Origin of the sequence: Metabacillus bambusae (assembly GCF_017497975.1) — a bacterium.
Classification (GTDB): domain Bacteria; phylum Bacillota; class Bacilli; order Bacillales; family Bacillaceae; genus Metabacillus; species Metabacillus bambusae.
In genome coordinates this window covers 277778-293536 of record NZ_JAGDEL010000003.1, presented here as the reverse complement: position 1 = coordinate 293536, position 15759 = coordinate 277778, and the positions used below count along the sequence as shown (strand labels likewise).

16 protein-coding genes and 1 pseudogene are annotated in these 15759 nt (G+C 35.4%); 15 read left to right on the top strand and 2 right to left on the bottom strand.

All coding sequences use genetic code 11. The annotated features are described in order from the left end of the window. Positions 1-205 precede the first annotated feature (205 nt). The 6 genes from I7822_RS06295 to I7822_RS06270 all read left to right on the top strand — a co-directional run bounded on the left by I7822_RS06295 (position 206) and on the right by I7822_RS06270 (position 5666). Positions 206-850, top strand: a complete 645-nt coding sequence (locus tag I7822_RS06295) for an IolE/MocC family protein (protein WP_207976117.1) — start codon at positions 206-208, stop codon at positions 848-850. Between the two features lie 86 nt (positions 851-936). Next, positions 937-1743, top strand: a complete 807-nt coding sequence (locus I7822_RS06290; RefSeq protein WP_207976115.1) for an AraC family transcriptional regulator — start codon at positions 937-939, stop codon at positions 1741-1743. A 262-nt stretch (positions 1744-2005) separates the two neighbouring features. Further along, positions 2006-3310 (top strand): ABC transporter substrate-binding protein, encoded by a 1305-nt coding sequence (locus I7822_RS06285; RefSeq protein ID WP_243459294.1) that lies wholly within the window; start codon positions 2006-2008, stop codon positions 3308-3310. Between the two features lie 517 nt (positions 3311-3827). Further along, positions 3828-4412, top strand: a complete 585-nt coding sequence (locus I7822_RS06280; RefSeq protein ID WP_307847689.1) for an AEC family transporter — start codon at positions 3828-3830, stop codon at positions 4410-4412. Between the two features lie 743 nt (positions 4413-5155). Continuing rightward, positions 5156-5353, top strand: coding sequence for a spore coat protein (locus tag I7822_RS06275; protein WP_307847688.1), 198 nt, complete (start codon positions 5156-5158; stop codon positions 5351-5353). A gap of 13 nt (positions 5354-5366) precedes the next feature. Continuing rightward, positions 5367-5666, top strand: a complete 300-nt coding sequence (locus I7822_RS06270; protein WP_207976113.1) for a spore coat protein — start codon at positions 5367-5369, stop codon at positions 5664-5666. A gap of 162 nt (positions 5667-5828) precedes the next feature. Here the strand turns inward: I7822_RS06270 and I7822_RS29795 are convergent. Then, positions 5829-5912: pseudogene (locus I7822_RS29795) on the bottom strand (MerR family transcriptional regulator); the annotation flags it as partial. A 650-nt stretch (positions 5913-6562) separates the two neighbouring features. Here I7822_RS29795 and I7822_RS06265 point away from each other — a divergent pair. From I7822_RS06265 to I7822_RS06235, 7 genes are all read left to right on the top strand, one after another. Continuing rightward, entirely contained in the window at positions 6563-7168 is a 606-nt protein-coding gene (locus I7822_RS06265; RefSeq protein WP_207976111.1) for a nucleotidyltransferase family protein, read from the top strand. Between the two features lie 467 nt (positions 7169-7635). Then, on the top strand, positions 7636-9798 hold the full coding sequence (locus I7822_RS06260; RefSeq protein WP_207976110.1) for a xanthine dehydrogenase family protein molybdopterin-binding subunit: 2163 nt from the start codon (positions 7636-7638) through the stop codon (positions 9796-9798). Beyond that, positions 9791-10267, top strand: a complete 477-nt coding sequence (locus tag I7822_RS06255) for a (2Fe-2S)-binding protein (protein ID WP_207976109.1) — start codon at positions 9791-9793, stop codon at positions 10265-10267. Before I7822_RS06260 ends, I7822_RS06255 begins: the two co-directional genes overlap by 8 nt. Continuing rightward, the gene (locus I7822_RS06250) at positions 10252-11121 is read left to right on the top strand and encodes an FAD binding domain-containing protein (protein ID WP_243459293.1); all 870 of its coding nucleotides are present in this window, start codon (positions 10252-10254) and stop codon (positions 11119-11121) included. The genes I7822_RS06255 and I7822_RS06250 overlap by 16 nt, the downstream gene beginning before the upstream one ends. Positions 11122-11146: 25 nt before the next feature. After that, positions 11147-11941, top strand: coding sequence for an XdhC family protein (locus I7822_RS06245; protein ID WP_207976107.1), 795 nt, complete (start codon positions 11147-11149; stop codon positions 11939-11941). A 121-nt stretch (positions 11942-12062) separates the two neighbouring features. Beyond that, entirely contained in the window at positions 12063-12257 is a 195-nt protein-coding gene (locus I7822_RS06240; protein WP_207976105.1) for a hypothetical protein, read from the top strand. An 841-nt stretch (positions 12258-13098) separates the two neighbouring features. Then, positions 13099-13290, top strand: a complete 192-nt coding sequence (locus I7822_RS06235; RefSeq protein ID WP_207976104.1) for a hypothetical protein — start codon at positions 13099-13101, stop codon at positions 13288-13290. A gap of 523 nt (positions 13291-13813) precedes the next feature. On the opposite strand, the gene I7822_RS06230 is transcribed toward I7822_RS06235, so the two are convergent. Next, complete coding sequence (locus I7822_RS06230; RefSeq protein ID WP_207976103.1) at positions 13814-13960, bottom strand: BH0509 family protein; 147 nt, start codon at positions 13958-13960, stop codon at positions 13814-13816. A 342-nt stretch (positions 13961-14302) separates the two neighbouring features. Between I7822_RS06230 and I7822_RS06225 the strand changes: the two genes are divergently transcribed. Both I7822_RS06225 and I7822_RS06220 read left to right on the top strand, forming a co-directional pair. Next, positions 14303-14455, top strand: a complete 153-nt coding sequence (locus I7822_RS06225) for a hypothetical protein (protein ID WP_207976102.1) — start codon at positions 14303-14305, stop codon at positions 14453-14455. Between the two features lie 697 nt (positions 14456-15152). Next, positions 15153-15602 carry an HIT family protein gene (locus I7822_RS06220; RefSeq protein ID WP_207976101.1) on the top strand — a complete coding sequence of 150 codons (450 nt, stop codon included), beginning with the start codon at positions 15153-15155 and terminating at the stop codon, positions 15600-15602. Positions 15603-15759: the final 157 nt, after the last annotated feature.

Genomic DNA, 15759 nt, shown 5'->3' with positions numbered 1-15759 from the left:
ATTAGTTAAAGCATTATGGGGAATGACAGAGCCTTTGGAAACATGCTTTAAAAAGATAAAAGAGGCAGGATATTAAGGAGTAGAATCTCCTCTACCAGATCAAGATGTTGAAAATCAATTTAAAGAGCTTCTTGAGAAATATGAATTAGATTACGTACCACAAGTAGTAACTAGAGGAGACTATTTAGCCTCGTTTGAATCACAAGTGGAACGTGCACTAGGATTCAGTCCACTCCTTATTAATTCTCATAGTGCAAAAGATGACATGTTTTATGATGATCAATTACATTTTTTTGAAAGTGCTGTCAAAATTGAAAAAGAAGCAAATGTTACAATTGTTCATGAAACACATCGAGGGAGATCTATGTTCACTCCATGGAACACGGCGAGACTTCTAAATGATATTAATGATCTAAAAATAAATGCGGACTTTAGCCACTGGTGTTCTGTATGTGAATCATTATTAGAAGATCAATCCGAAAATTTAGAAATTGTAATAAAAAGGGCGTATCAAATTCATCTTCGTGTAGGATACCCTGGTGGTCCTCAAGTGCCTGATCCTAGGGCTCCTGAGTATATAAATGAATTGATAACACATGAAAATTGGTGGAAACAAATCTATTTAAAACGTAAAGAAGATGGTCATTCTTTTTTAACTGTTGTTCCTGAATTTGGTCCTCCTCCATTTTATATGCACACATTACCTTACACTAATCAACCTTTAAGTGATTTGTGGACTATTAATCTTTGGATGGCAAGCAGATTTAAAGAAGAAATTGAAAAGCTTAGTGCCAAGGCAATAAACCAGGTTAAATGTAATTGTGTATACAGGTATTCCCAAAATATTTGATTAAAAATGTTTTAGGAACAGCCTTTTGTTTAAACAAATAGCTTCTATTCTTTTTGTGAATAATTGGATAAAAGGGGAAGAGTAAATTGAACTATAAACAACCAGAACGTCTTACTAACCAACATTATATGGTACCTTCTTCCCCATTTCGTATATTTTATCATACAATTCAAGAACATATAGAATTACATTGGCATGAATTTTATGAGCTCAGTTTTGTTGTTTCAGGCGAGGGAAAGCAAATTTTAAATGGTATTTCCTACACAATGAAACGAGGTGATTTATTTTTGTTATCTCCTGCTGATTTTCATGAAATATATGTTGAAAATGGGTCAAAAGTGGAATTGTATAATGTGATATTTTCTGAAGAAATGTTAAGAGACGGCTTACAAGAGATGTTATTCAGTAGAATGGTAGAGAATGTTGCTGTAATAAAATTAGAAGATATACTCTATATTGAGAGTGAGTTTCAAAGGTTATGGGCTGAGGAACACAGCTTGAATATAGGGAACCAATTGATGAACAAAAATATTTTGGAACGTATAATAATAGAATTTATTCGACGATCTGGTGAAAAAAAAGGTTTCATCAAACAAAAGTCTATTAATTTTGAAAACAAACATATCACCAAAACACTTTCATATATTCAGCATCATTTTCGTGAGAGACTAACTTTGGAACAGGTTGCAAAGGAAGCACAGCTTTCCCCAACTTATTTTAGCAAATATTTTAGTAAGGCAACTGGAATATCATTTCAAAGTTATTTACAAGAATTAAGACTTCAGTTTGCAAAATCCCTAATAAAGAGTTCTGAATTGCCAATTACTGAAATTTGTTATGCTTGTGGATTCAATACGTTAACCCATTTTAATAGAAGTTTTAAACAAAAGTAGGGAAAATCTCCAAGAACTTATCGAAAGAATAGAGACTAAATGACAATATTCTTCTCATACAATAGGATTACTTAAAATCCTGGAAGGTAGTTAAAAATTCCTTATTTATAACTTTCTTTACAATGTTGAAGTAGATTGACGAATTATCAGTTAGTAGGAATAAGGATATTTTTCTCTTTTGACCAGGATTTTTGTTTGCAGAAATTTATATGCTGCTTCATGTCTTTTATTAATATTTTAATAAAGAGAGGTTGGAGTTTTTATGATATTAAAACTTAAAAAATTAACTATTTTAAATATTATAGCTGTAATGATAAGTTCGTTGTTTTTAACAGGTTGTTCTTCTGATTCATCAGGTTCAGATGGAGGAAATAGTGATGATCATACAACTGTTACATTGTGGCATAATTTAGTAGACAGTGAATTAAAGAATCTAGAAAAAACTGTACAAGCTTTTGAAGAAAAGAACCCTGATATTAAATTTAAAATGGTTTATACAGCATCAAATGAAAGTTCAGACGAAAAGCTTCTAACAGCGATCGCTGGTGGTAATTCCCCTGATGTTGCCTATTTTGATAGATTTAAAATTGCTTCCTGGGCTGCACAAGGTTCATTAACAGATTTAACAGATATGGCTGCTGAATCCGGAATTACAGAGGACATGTATTACCCATCTGCATGGGAACAATCACATTATAAAGGAAAATTATTTGGAATCCCGATTAATGTAGGTTCACGTTTACTTTTCTATAATAAAGATCATTTTAAAGAAGTGGGTTTAGATCCGGAAAATCCTCCGAAAACCATCAGTGAATTAGAAGTAGCAGCTGAAAAATTAACCCTTAAAGACGGAAATCGCTTTAAAAGGATTGGTTTTATACCTTGGTATGCACAAGGGTGGCTTTATACTTGGGGATGGGCTTTCGGCGGTGATTTTTATGAAGAGGAAACAGGTAAAGTAACCGCGAATGATCCTAAAATTGTTGAATCATTAAAATGGATGACAGATTTTGCGAATAAATATAATGTAGAGGACATTGATGGATTTACAAATTCTCAAGGTGAAGGGGGGATGGACCCATTCATTACAGGTCAGCTTAGTATGAAAGTCGATGGGAATTGGTCAGTCTCAAATATTGAAAAATTTAAGCCAGACTTAAATTATGGTGTCACACCTATTCCTACGCCAACAGGGAAAGATTTCAATACTTGGCCCGGTGGATATGCATTTATTATTCCTAAAGGTTCCAAACGTGTTGATGAAGCATGGAGATTCTTAGAGTTTACCGGTAAAGAAGAGGGACAGCGTTTATTGAATGAAAATGAACTATATTCTTCAATGCCTTCTGTCAACAAAACTTCTGATTACACTAAAGATCCTATTCAAAAAGAGTTTATAGATGCTTTGGAAAATTCTCATCATAGGCCGGCTATACCTGAAGGGCAACTATTATGGAACGAACTCGTAGATGCAGTACAAAATTCTATACGAGGAAATGGTACACCAAAAGTTAATTTAGATAAAGTTACAGATACAGTTAACAAAGCACTTGAAAAGTATAAATAAACTATCTCTAGGGAGAATATCTTCTCCCTACATTTTTTTCAAGGGTGAAAAGAGGATTTATAATGGCTCACCAAGCAATATCTTTATGTGTCAGGGAATCAGTCGTAGTGAAGAAAAAAGAAATCGTTTAGTCAAAAAAAAAACTAGATGTTAGCATAATAGGGCTAAGCAACGGAGGAAGGGTTCTTAATAAAATTTTATTTATAGGGAAGCGATTATAAAAAAAGAAAAAGACCGGGCAAGAGCCCGGTAAGTGCTTTTGTCAAATAAATGACGAAATATTGACCTCTTTACTATAACATAATGAAACAATATTCAGAATTATATAATTATATACATTTATGTTAAAATAATCTAAAAAGTTAAGTGGGAAGTATTATATGGGAAAAGAAAAAAGATTACTTATATTCTGGATTATTCGTTTTCTATCATTTTGATTGCAATATGTATTTTTTTGAAGTAACAATGAAAGGGTCTGAATTATATAATTTTTTTCTCTGGCAATTTTGGATTACCTGTGAGTCAACTTGTTTTTCAGCATAATCCGTTAGGTTTATCTATCCAAGTTGTTGTTATGATTTTTCAAAATCTTCTTACTTATACCTATGGATTATTTAATTCTGTATCTGTTGATAGTAAAGGATCTCAAGCAAGGAAGATATTCTTAAAAAACCCTGTATTCTATGCCTTTTTATTAGGGATTTTTCTCCAAGCACCATCTATAAGAATTCCAGAATTTATTTGGACACCGATAGAAAATACATCAGATGCTTTTCTGGCGATCGCTCTCATTACACTTGGGGCACAGAGTGCATTTATAAAATTTCATAGGTTATCCACTCCATTGGTACTAAGTATTCTTTGCAGACTAGTATTGGCACCTTGTATTGCGTTTGTCACAATTTTAATACTTAGTTTAGAAGGTACAATTGCACAGGCATTGTTTATTGCAAGCTCGTTCCCTACTTCAAGAAATAGTTCCCTTTTTGCCTTGGAATATGGAAATCATCCTGAATATGCTGCACAAACCGTTTTATTATCGACTTTATGTAGTATGTTTACAGTTACGGTAGTTGTTTATCTATCAAATATATTATTTTAAATAAAATATTGAGTTTCGATGTGGTTAAAGTATTAGCTTATTGATGAAGGTTCAGTTTTTTTAAAAGTCAGCTTAAAATTTAACAAAAGGAACCATTCAAGTAAAAGGTGCTTAACTTATACCATGAGGGTGTAATCGAAAAAGCATTGTTGTGAGGATAGGGATTATCATGCAAATTTCAAGTAGGACATTCATGAAAAACCCTTTGAATGTCCTGGAAAATAAAGATATTAAAATTCTTGAGTGAATCACCAGGCAATGTTGTTGATATACATAAAATATAGAAAGCATTTTTAAGAACCTTGATTGGCTGATTGTCTCTCAAGGTTTTTAATTGAGGTCAAGTGTCGAATAAATTTTGATTGCTATAGCAATTATCTATTGGCTCTGATTCCTAATTGACTATGACCACACTTTATTTATTATTGTTAAATTCAAGGAGTGAGTATTCTAGTTGACGATCGTTTTCTTACTCAGAATTATCAAGGACTTTTACCAATAGAATGGAGGGATTTTACTAGAATCTAAAGGGCATATTTTAAAAAATTTGAAATCAATCGGTTTGACTCCTACCACTGGTATCTGATTAAGATTTAAAAGCGTAAATAATCCCGTTTCTTACACATTGTAGGGAACGTTTTTTAATTATCAGCATTTGTCACTTTTTCAATATATGTTTACTTATGAGGGAATCGGGTACTTATCAAAACAGTAAGATTAATAAAAATTGGAGGGATTTATCAGTGGCTACAAAAAACCTTGCTATGCATGAAAAATTAGAAGTACATGAAGTTTTGTTATTTAAAACGTCCTGTGTAAAGAAAGGCACAGCTATGTTAGAACTTGTTGAAGATAAAGATTTAAAGAAGATATTAGAAGAAGATGTCGAAGCATCCACTAAAGCGGTCAAAGATCTATCAAAAATTTTGGAAGAAGCATAAAAGGAGGATATATATGACTACTAAAACAGAAAAGTTAAATACTCTTAAAGATATTATTGATGATCAGACAATTGCAACTGACTTGCTGCTGTCTGCCAAATCCGGTGTAAGATCATTGGCGGTGGCAATTACAGAGACAGCAACACCAGAAGTAAAGAAAGTATTAAAAAGAGAACTTGAAACTGCAATTGACCTGCATGATAAAATTGCCCAATACATGATAGAAAAAGAGATGTACCATGCATATGATATCAAAGAACAAGTTTCTCAAGACCTCAAAAATGCGAAAGAAGCTTTGGAAATAGGAAAATAACAATATTAAAAAATAGAGCAGAGTGGTCTTTCATTCGGCACTATTTTTTTCTTTTTTTGAATATCAACATCCCATTTTTTTATCATTCGGTCTTACCCTCAACTTGACGTTTTCTTGTTTTTAGGGCCAGATTGTTGAGGGAAACTCCCGAACGCAAATGGATATAGGCATCCCAGTGGATTTTAGACATTTAATTACTTGTAAAGCTTCGATATCGGATTCTTTAAACAGTCGTGTTCCGCTTCTCAAGAGATGGTGGTCCAAGAATGGACTGCCTTTTCCAGCTCGTGTTATGAATGAACAAACTGGGGCATTGTTAGAAATTGCTGAGCTGAAAAAGGAAAACAGTTTTTATTGCCTTCAAGAATGTGAACCCTAAACGATTAGCTAATAGGTAGGAAGACGACAAGTTCACTCCTATTGTTCTAGTTATGTGAATTCTACGATGTATGTTGGCCACTAGAACCTTTCTAGTGGCCATTTTTGTGATACCTCCGAAAAGGTAAAAAGCTATTGAGGCGTAATGGTCTATTAAAGAATGATAGATCATAAGGATTATAAAAGAAAATGTCATTGAAAGGTGGAAAAATGGATAAAGATGAGTAAATACTCGTAGGCAAGCTAAAAATGCAAAAGAAGGCAAAAAACAAGATTTTCGTTGTAAAGTGGTTTCGCTTGCTACTAATAAGAAGTGGCATTCATTACCGAAAGAAATTCGAAATGTGGTAGAGAGAAATGTCTGGTGTGGACCTGGTTGTTATGTCGTTCAAATTTAAAATTTCACCAATAGTGAAACAAAGTTTGGCATAACTCTGGATGGGATGTAAACGATGTAGGATTTAAGTGACAAAACGAATAGATGATTAAGATTAAACGAAAGATTAGGGTGATAAAAAATGGAAGCCATCGTCTTAGCTGCTGGATATTCAAGCCGAGCGAATGCATTTAAAATGACTTTGCAACTGGGGCAAATGAGCTTGTTGGAGCAAACGATTTCTAAATTTGAAGGATTATGCAGCAAAGTCATCATCGTAGCTGGGTTTAAAGAGGAACTCATTCAGGAGGAAATTTCAAAAATCTGCAATAAAAATACCTTTTCATTTCAGATAAAGGTTGTTTATAATGAAAACTTTAACCAGGGAATGTTTACTTCCATTCAAAGGGGCTGCAACGAAGTAAATGCCCCAACCTTCTTTATAACACCCGGAGATTGTCCGCTTGTTAAAAAAGAGACCGTTCAGCTAATAGCAGAACACAAAGGGAACGTAGTTATTCCCAGCTTTAATTATAAAGGTGGTCACCCCATCAAATTATCAAGCGAAGTGAAACTGAAAATTCTCGATACCAATCCAGAAAGTAATTTGCGTGTGGTCCTGGGGGGGTTCGAAAAGGAATACGTAAATGTAGATGACCCAGGAGTAATTATTGATGTTGATACACTGGAAGATTACCAAAAAGCCATTGATTATTATCATTCATTTTCGCTAGGTAAAATTAATTGATGAAGACTGTAATGTATGACACATACATTATGTAATTATATACTATTGCGATTATCTGAAATCACATGAAAGAGTAAACGTATTATATTAGCAACTTCGAATAAGCTCCGTTATCGGGCTTTTTTTATTTAAAGCTTTATTTACTAGAAATAATGTAAGGAATGATTCATTTCTGTTTATTTTATGCAATTTTCAAGGGCGAATCAAACCGAAATTATTAAATATAAAAGGAAATAAGGTTTAAGTGAGAACCTACAGGCGCGAATTCACACCGAATGCGCGCGGAAAGCGAAGTGCCACTTGCTGCAATCAACAGTCAAGATTAACAAAGTCTAAAAAACAAATAAAAACACCGATATTCTTGAATGAAATTAATCATAAAATATCATTCTTATTTATAAAATCGTAGGAAGAGGTTTTTATTCATAATATGTCGTCTATTAAAATGAGTCGAAGGGTGTTGTTGAATGAATCTAAAAGACATAAGCACCTCTGTGCACAAAAAGGACCATAAAGGTAAAGTATCTGGCCAGTTGGCCTATATTAGTGACGTGAAAGTAGAGAATATGGTTTATGGTGTTTTATATCGGTCGCCAATTGCTTATGGAAAAATCATATCTATTCAATTACCAAACCTTCCGGATGGATATGAAGCTGTTGGAGCAGAGCATATCCCCGGACCGAATTATGTCAAAATTATCAAAGAAGATCAGCCCATTTTTGCCAATGAGTGGATCAATTATATTGGTGAGCCGATTCTCATGCTCGTTGGAAAAGATCTGGATACCCTGTACAGTTTGTTAAATGAAGTGAAGATTGAATTTGAAGAACATCAGGCTATTTATACATTGGATGAAGCAATCAAAAATAAATCAACAACCGCGTGTTTAGCAAGCTATGAATTTGGAGAAAGCTTAGAGAACATTTCAGAGATCGAACAGGGAGCTCATCAAATCATCGAAGAAGAATATGATACGGGCTATCAGGAGCATGTCTATCTTGAGCCACAGGGAATGCTCGGGATTTATAAGGATGATGAAATTGTTGTCCAGGGATCGATGCAATGTCTTTATTATATAAAAAATGCATTGTTAAGCGCTTTAGCATGTGGTGACGATGAAGTCAGAGTTGTTCAAAGCCCTACTGGCGGAGGTTTTGGCGGCAAAGAAGATTATCCTTCGATGATGGCGTGTCACGTAGCCGTTGCTGCAAAAGTAGTCAAAAAATCGGTGATGCTCGTGTTCGACCGTTCTGAGGATATGGCGGTTACAACGAAAAGGCATCCAGCCAAACTCAAATATCGAACAGCCCTTGATAAGGAAGGAAATATTTTGAGCATGTGTGTTGATATTTTTCTTGATGGCGGAGCGAATACGGGATTGAGCTCTGTCGTTCTGCAGCGCGCATTGATTAACAGTGCGGGTGTTTATAAAATTCCGCATTTTCATGCAAAAGGCTTTTGTCTAAAAACCAATACAGTTCCGAACGGTGCCTTCAGAGGCTTTGGTGCTCCACAAAGCTTTGCCGGAATCGAAAGTCATATTGGACATCTTAGTAAACTGGCAAACATCGAACCACTTGAATATAAACGAAAATACCTCGTCAAACAAGGAGACCCTACCATCACCAAAGGGAAATTCCGCGACCCAATATTAATGGAAGAAATGATTGAGGACCTACTCAATGTGTCAGATTACAATAAGAAAAAAGGGGAGTTTCAGCGTTTCAATCAGCAAAATCAGCGCTATAAAAAAGGCATAGGAACTTCGCTGTTCCTCCACGGCTGTGGATTTACAGGTAGTGGCGAAAGAGATCATATTAAAGCAACGGTGAAGCTGGTTAAATCAAAGGACGACAAAGTATCGCTAAAAATCTCAAATTCTGATATAGGACAAGGCATTTTGACGACGCTGTGTAAAATTGTCGCCAAAGAACTAGACCTCCCGTACGAAGAAATTTTGTACCCTTATCCCGATACAAAAGAGGTTCCCGACTCCGGTCCAACAGTAGCCTCCAGGACGACAATGATCGTGGGAAAATTGCTTGAACGTGCCGCAAAAAAACTTAAATGTAAGTGGCAAATAGGGGTGGAACAGGAAATAGTTGAGAACTATGTACACCGTGAAATGATTCCTTGGGACGAGAAAACCTTCACTGGAGATGCCTACCCGGCTTATTCATGGGGCGTTAATATCGTTGAAGTAGAAGTTGATCGATTAACAGGAAATGTAAAGTTGCAAAAAGTATACTGCAATTATGAAGTTGGGAAGGTCATCGATGAACGGATTATGAAAGGCCAAATTGATGGTGGTTTAGCTCAAGGATTAGCGTACGGTTATCTAGAAAAGATGACGTCAAAGCAAGGAAAAATCCAACAAAAAAGCATATCAGATTATGGACCTCCGACTTCATTGGACGTTGTTTCAATCGAAAGCAAGGTCTTTGATAATCCCTATGCTGATGGTCCATACGGGGCGAAAGGGGCAGGTGAATTGACATTAATCGGCGGCGCTCCAGCCGTCCAAGCAGCGATTGAGGATGCACTGCAAACTTCTTTTCAGCAAATTCCAATTACACCAGAAGTCATTATTGAAAGTCTTTGGATGAGAGAAGGTGAAGAGGTTGATTAAGTTTACGCTTAATGGAAGAACGGTTGAAACTGTCGCCCCAGCCACAGAAAGATTACTAGATTTATTAAGAGATGAGTTTGAGTTAATCGGAACAAAGGAAGGCTGCGGTGAAGGAGAATGCGGAGCCTGCAGTGTTTTTGTGAACAACCTCCTGCAAAACAGCTGCCTTATTCCAATTGGCTCGATTGATGGAGCCGATATTCAAACGATAGAAGGGATCATGGAAACGGAACAATTTAAGATTTTAGATGAGAGCTATTCCATTGCCGGAGGAGTACAATGCGGATATTGCATTCCTGGAATGGTCATGGCAAGTGCAGCTTTATTATCCAAAACCCCTCATCCTTCAGAGGCTGAAATTCGTGAAGGTATTTCTGGAAATCTGTGCCGATGTACGGGCTACAATATGATTGTTGATGCGATTAAGCTTGCAGCTAAAAAAGGGGACGGCTTATGGCAGAGAAAATAACCGCGTATCGCTTCGATCGTTTAGACCAAACGTTGAGCCAATTGAATAAAGAAAACTGTTCGCTCATTGCCGGAGGCACAGATGTCATGGTCCTTCATAAAAGTCGAAGGGGAGTCCCCCCGAAAATCCCTAAACCGATTGTTTTTATTGATCACCTTTCTGAGCTAAAGCGGGTGTATCAAAATCATAAGGATCTCCACATCGGTGCCTGCTGTACCTATAGCGATTTACTTGAAGACCCGTTAACTCCAATACCATTAAAGAATGCAATCAAAACGATTGCGGCACCGGCAATTAGAAACAGAGGGACATTGGGAGGAAATATTTGCAATGCTTCTCCAGCTGGGGACTCACTGCCATTATTATATGTATACAACGCAAAACTTTTGCTGCGCTCCGTTCATGGTGATCGTGTAGTAGCTATTAGTGATTTTATTCAAGGTCCACGAAGGGTTCAACGTCATCACAATGAAATGTTGGTTGAAATTATCTTGCCATCCGTTGTAGAAGATGGTTCACATGTTGTTTTTGAGAAAGTCGGCAACCGCAACGCAGATGCAATTGCAAAAGTATCGTTTGCGGGATATATCCGGATAAATGGTGCTCGGATCGAGGATGTTCGCTTTGCATTCGGGGCGGTCGGACCTACTATGGTTCGTTCCATTGATATTGAGAAGAAGTTGTATGGAAAGACCATACCATTAGCAGATGCAGACATCGCTCAGATTGTGGCAGCCTTCGATAAAATCATTAAACCAATTGACGATCAGCGCTCCACTGCTTTATACAGAAAAACAGTCGCCTTAAATCTTTTACGTTATTTTCTTTGCATGAAGCAATATCAATCGAATTAATGTTTAAAAAAAGGGGGAGCTACTAATGCTGTTGATGGAAAAAGTGGCCATGCTGACACGTCAAAACGAAACCTTTGCTTTAGCCATGATTATTGAATCAAAAGGCTCGACTCCCAGTCATGTTGGAAAAATGATTGTATACCGTGATGGTACGATAGAAGGAACTGTCGGAGGGGGCTTGGCTGAACACTATATTATCGAAGAGAGTATAAAGGCGCTCCAAAAGGGTCAATCGAAAATCGTTGAATACAAATTGAATAAACATGCAAAAGACGGAATTCAAATGAATTGTGGCGGAACGTTGCGGGTGTTTATTGAAGTCTATAAAAGCAGGCCAGAACTCGTTCTGGCTGGAGCCGGTCATTTAGGCTATGCGTTGGCAAAGCTTGCTGATTTTCTTGAATATCCTTATTGCGTTGTCGATGATCGGATTGGTTACTGTACGAAGGAACGCTTTCCTAATGCGTCCAACCTTTTTGTAAATGAGGATATTGGAGAGGCAATGCTTGAGGCCAACCTCAATGAGCAGTCTTACGTTGTGATTGTTACAAAAGATCGTGATGATATTGCATTAAAAACTGCACTGCAATTTCCGATTGCATATGTTGGGATGGTCGCCAGCAAGCGAAAGGTCATAAACATTTTTGAAAAATTAAAAAGTGAAGGGGTCACACAAGAACAGTTGGAGCAGGTATATTCTCCAATCGGATTGGAAATTGGCTCGGAAACAACAGAAGAAATTGCAATCAGTATTATCGGGGAAATCATCAAACTAAGCAGGGAAAATAAGCCTATAAAAGTGAAACAATTAAACAGATAAGTAAAAAGAAGAAACAGCGGGATAAAACACTTGCAAATGTTGATATATCAATGTTTGTGAGTGTTTTTTTTTGTTTGGAGAAATGAACATCTTACTATTCTTTTTATAGCTTAACGAGGAAGTGTCAGATACCACAGATGAAAAAGGAAAAGTTGAAATTCCGATTGATCTCATAATCGTAAAAGTACTAGAGATAATCGGGTCTTCAAATATACCTGTTTCCCAATTTCCAGATATGATGCGAATGGTGGAAAGCGGCATGATACAGCCTGAAAAAAATGATAACAAAAACAGTCGGTTTAGAAAAAGCGGCTAATATCCTTTACGACATGGCCGAATTTAAAACACAAGGAATTACTGTATTGAATAGAAGGTGAAGTGAGATGAAATTCCCTGCTACTTAGTAGTTATTTTTTTATTTTGGGGTGTTAGAAAGGGATCCAGCAGTTGATTAAATCCAAAGGAGTAGCAGGATTTCATCTATAAGACAAATATTAGTTTTTATAACGGTTTATTAAGAGAAGTTAACAGTCTATTTACAAATAAGTGAATGTCCGATGGTTCGACATATTTTTAAGAATCACTTGTTATAATGACATTGAATTAGAAGGAAAGGAGCTGACAACAGCTAAATAGACAGAATTGAAAACGCTTTTATTGCCATGGATTTCACTTTTTGCCTAGTGCTTTTTGGATCAGCATTTAGCAGCAAGCATCCTCGCCACTTTTTGAAAAGGTAGATTGGATTAATTTTTAAAAAATCCAAGTTAAAACGATACAAGGAGGAATCATGATGGGGATTTTCCTTTATATTGGCACATATCTATCGGGAACTCTTGCTCTTGGCTGGCTAATTACAATCGCTTTTAATTTGTTTAGTGAATAGGTTCAATTGCTGGCTAAAAAGGTAGGATGATAGATGAAAACGTAGTGGAGAAGGAATGAAATTAAGTTCTATCATAAGTTTTCATTAGAGGAAGTTTTAATTATCCCATAGATAACAAACAGAGAATCTAGAAAGAGAGGAACGGTACGAATCTGTTTTTACATACTTGATACATACAGCCAGATTATACATGAAATAGCTAATTCATTTTGAATTTGGTTTCGTTCTTAAAGATTCTTCAGTTAATCTTACTATCCAGGGAGGAATTGATGTGTGGATTTTAACCCTTTTTTTACAAGACAGTATAAAAATGTTTGAGTATGACAATAAGGATGAAGCCAGAGTAGAGTTTGAAAAAGCAGATGAATGTAAGTTTCTCTCTGAGATCATCCATTATAAGGACTTTGAAAAAAGAGGAAAGTTAAAAACAGGCGAAGTCAGAAATCCTCCTTGGAAATGGTAAGTGGAAATGGTATATGAGTCATACATTGCTGTGTGAAAAAAACGATTTAATCACTGACGAAGAGATAATACAAGTGGACGAAGGCAGCTAGGGTTATGAATAATGAAATCAATAAGGGGTTGTATTTGAAAAGGGGCGTTTCTACAATAAGTGGAAATGCTTTTTTATCGTTTTAGGAAATTATAAAATTCTTGAACTGTGGATAAGCGCACGACATCCAGCTCCAGCGCCTAGCCCCTCGAGGTCATAAGCTAATTTAGAATTGAAGGCAAAGAACGCCTTCTATTCTAAATCATCTTATTTGCCTGAGGCTGATCAAGGCGCTTGCGCTTTTGTTCGTAACAAAGCAAATTAATCCAACAAACAAATCCAACTAATTCTCGAGGATCGCAAATTCAAACATGAAAACTCAATATATACTACAATTTCGATTCCGACCAACAGTATCATTCAAAACGCACAATAAAGCCTTTGTACTCGGTACAAAGGCTTTAGGCATTATTATTATCAATTTATTTTCAACTCACATATAATCGTAAACAGAATCTTCAAAATAGAGCCAGTGATAATATTCAATCTGTGGATCTGTCATTTCGGAAATTTCTTTTTGATTGAATTTTTGTTTTTCTAATAAATCATTCACTTTAGAAACTCTAGCTAATTGGCTCATAGGTAAATCCTCCTTATGGATAAGAAGTAACGTTGAAGTTACAATCTTGTAAGCGTTTGCTGTATTTTCTTGTTTTTATTATATATCTCAATTCGAGATGAAACAAATATCAATTTGAGATTATTTTTCAAAAACTCATATAGAAAAGTTATTTATTGCTTCTGGTGTTAAAATAACAGGTCTTCAAATTGATGAAACATCGATAAGACGATTTGATAAGAAAAAAAAGGAATTCTAATTGGTTGTTTTTTACATAAAATAGTAATCGGTCAGGAACAAATGGATTTTCTTGAAATTGAACCTGTGATGACTGGCATACCAATTAATGGGAGGCGACGATCGATGGCTGAAAATGATAAGAAGGTAATAAAAAGTCTCAAAACAACAATCAAAGAAACTCGCAAAGCAGCCGAATTGGCTTTGAAAGCGGCTGAAGCAGCCGAGGAAGCTCTAAAAGTATTAGAGAATAGCGACGATAACGATGATGAAGATTAAGACCATTCCTTACGCTCTAGTTTACCTTGTGGTATCCCAGTAGCTACCACACCCATCTCTTTTTACCGATAAGAAATGATTATAAAATGACAAAAAATATTTGATTTATTTTTCAAGATCAACAGCATATAAATAATTTGGAATTCATCTTCTTGACCTTTTGCAGATTCCTTTTGACTACTACTCCACCTTGGTAGTCATTTTTTATTATATTAGTTTTGGCTACAATTAATAAAAACTGTCAATTATTATTTTCTGCAGCATAAAATTAATATTAAATTCCGTGTAAAGGTGGTGTTTTTTCTGAATAAAACAAATGAAAAAATAGCACATACGAATTTAAAATTTTGTCCTCAATGCGAAAAAGAAAAGCAATATGTAAATATTTATGTAACCGGATCTATTCGCTGTGCTAAATGCGGCTATTTTCATTTAAAACAATACTAATAAAAAAGGGTGTACATAATATACTATCCGCATAATTTATTAATCAAAGCTTTTTATTTTGTAGCGAAATGTGTTATAGAAGTTAGCCTAAGGATCTTCCAGTCGAAGATCTTTTTCTGTGCCGATAACATCGCTTATGTCGACAAAATTTATATGTATACCCCTTTGAGGATCTTCTTCAACTCCCTATGCAGGTAAAAAAGGATTAAAGTGGTTTAAAATAAATTAGCCTTTTTGGGAGGGGAATTTTATGGAAGATTGTATGATTTGTAATCGTATAAAAATGATTAAAGAAGGGACAAATAAATATTTTGTAAGAGAACTTGAAACAGGGTACGTAGTAGTTGGTGACCATCAATATTTTAAAGGTTACACACTATTCCTTTGTAAGGAACATAGAAATGAGCTACACGAATTGGATTCTGATTTTAAAGTAAAGTTTCTTGTAGAAATGAGTAAAGTTTCAGAAGCAGTTTTTAGGACTTTTAAACCTATCAAACTAAATTATGAACTCTTGGGTAATGGTGATCCTCATATACATTGGCACATATTCCCTAGGAGTTTAAACGAACCCAATCCTACATATCCAGTTTGGTGGACACCAAGAGATGAAATGTATTCAGAAAGTGTTAAACCCAATGACGAAGAGATAACAGATTTAAAAAAATTGTTATTAAGTGAATTGGATAAACTCATATAAAAACTTCGTAAAAACGAAAGTTTATTCAGCTAACGGGGCATTAATTAAATCCGCAGCACAAAAGGATCTTTGTTTGAAGATCCTTTTTCAATTCCGATCTTTTAATGCTTCATTATGTCAACTAAAAATATATAAAGCATGCAATATAAAAGCTATT

Coding starts and splice junctions, on each gene's coding strand:
- I7822_RS06285 (WP_243459294.1), top strand. CDS start 2,006: ATGATATTAAAACTTAAAAAATTAACTATTTTAAATATTATAGCTGTA.
- I7822_RS06270 (WP_207976113.1), top strand. CDS start 5,367: ATGACTACTAAAACAGAAAAGTTAAATACTCTTAAAGATATTATTGAT.
- I7822_RS06265 (WP_207976111.1), top strand. CDS start 6,563: ATGGAAGCCATCGTCTTAGCTGCTGGATATTCAAGCCGAGCGAATGCA.
- I7822_RS06260 (WP_207976110.1), top strand. CDS start 7,636: ATGAATCTAAAAGACATAAGCACCTCTGTGCACAAAAAGGACCATAAA.
- I7822_RS06250 (WP_243459293.1), top strand. CDS start 10,252: ATGGCAGAGAAAATAACCGCGTATCGCTTCGATCGTTTAGACCAAACG.
- I7822_RS06245 (WP_207976107.1), top strand. CDS start 11,147: ATGCTGTTGATGGAAAAAGTGGCCATGCTGACACGTCAAAACGAAACC.
- I7822_RS06230 (WP_207976103.1), bottom strand. CDS start 13,960: ATGAGCCAATTAGCTAGAGTTTCTAAAGTGAATGATTTATTAGAAAAA.
- I7822_RS06225 (WP_207976102.1), top strand. CDS start 14,303: ATGGCTGAAAATGATAAGAAGGTAATAAAAAGTCTCAAAACAACAATC.
- I7822_RS06220 (WP_207976101.1), top strand. CDS start 15,153: ATGGAAGATTGTATGATTTGTAATCGTATAAAAATGATTAAAGAAGGG.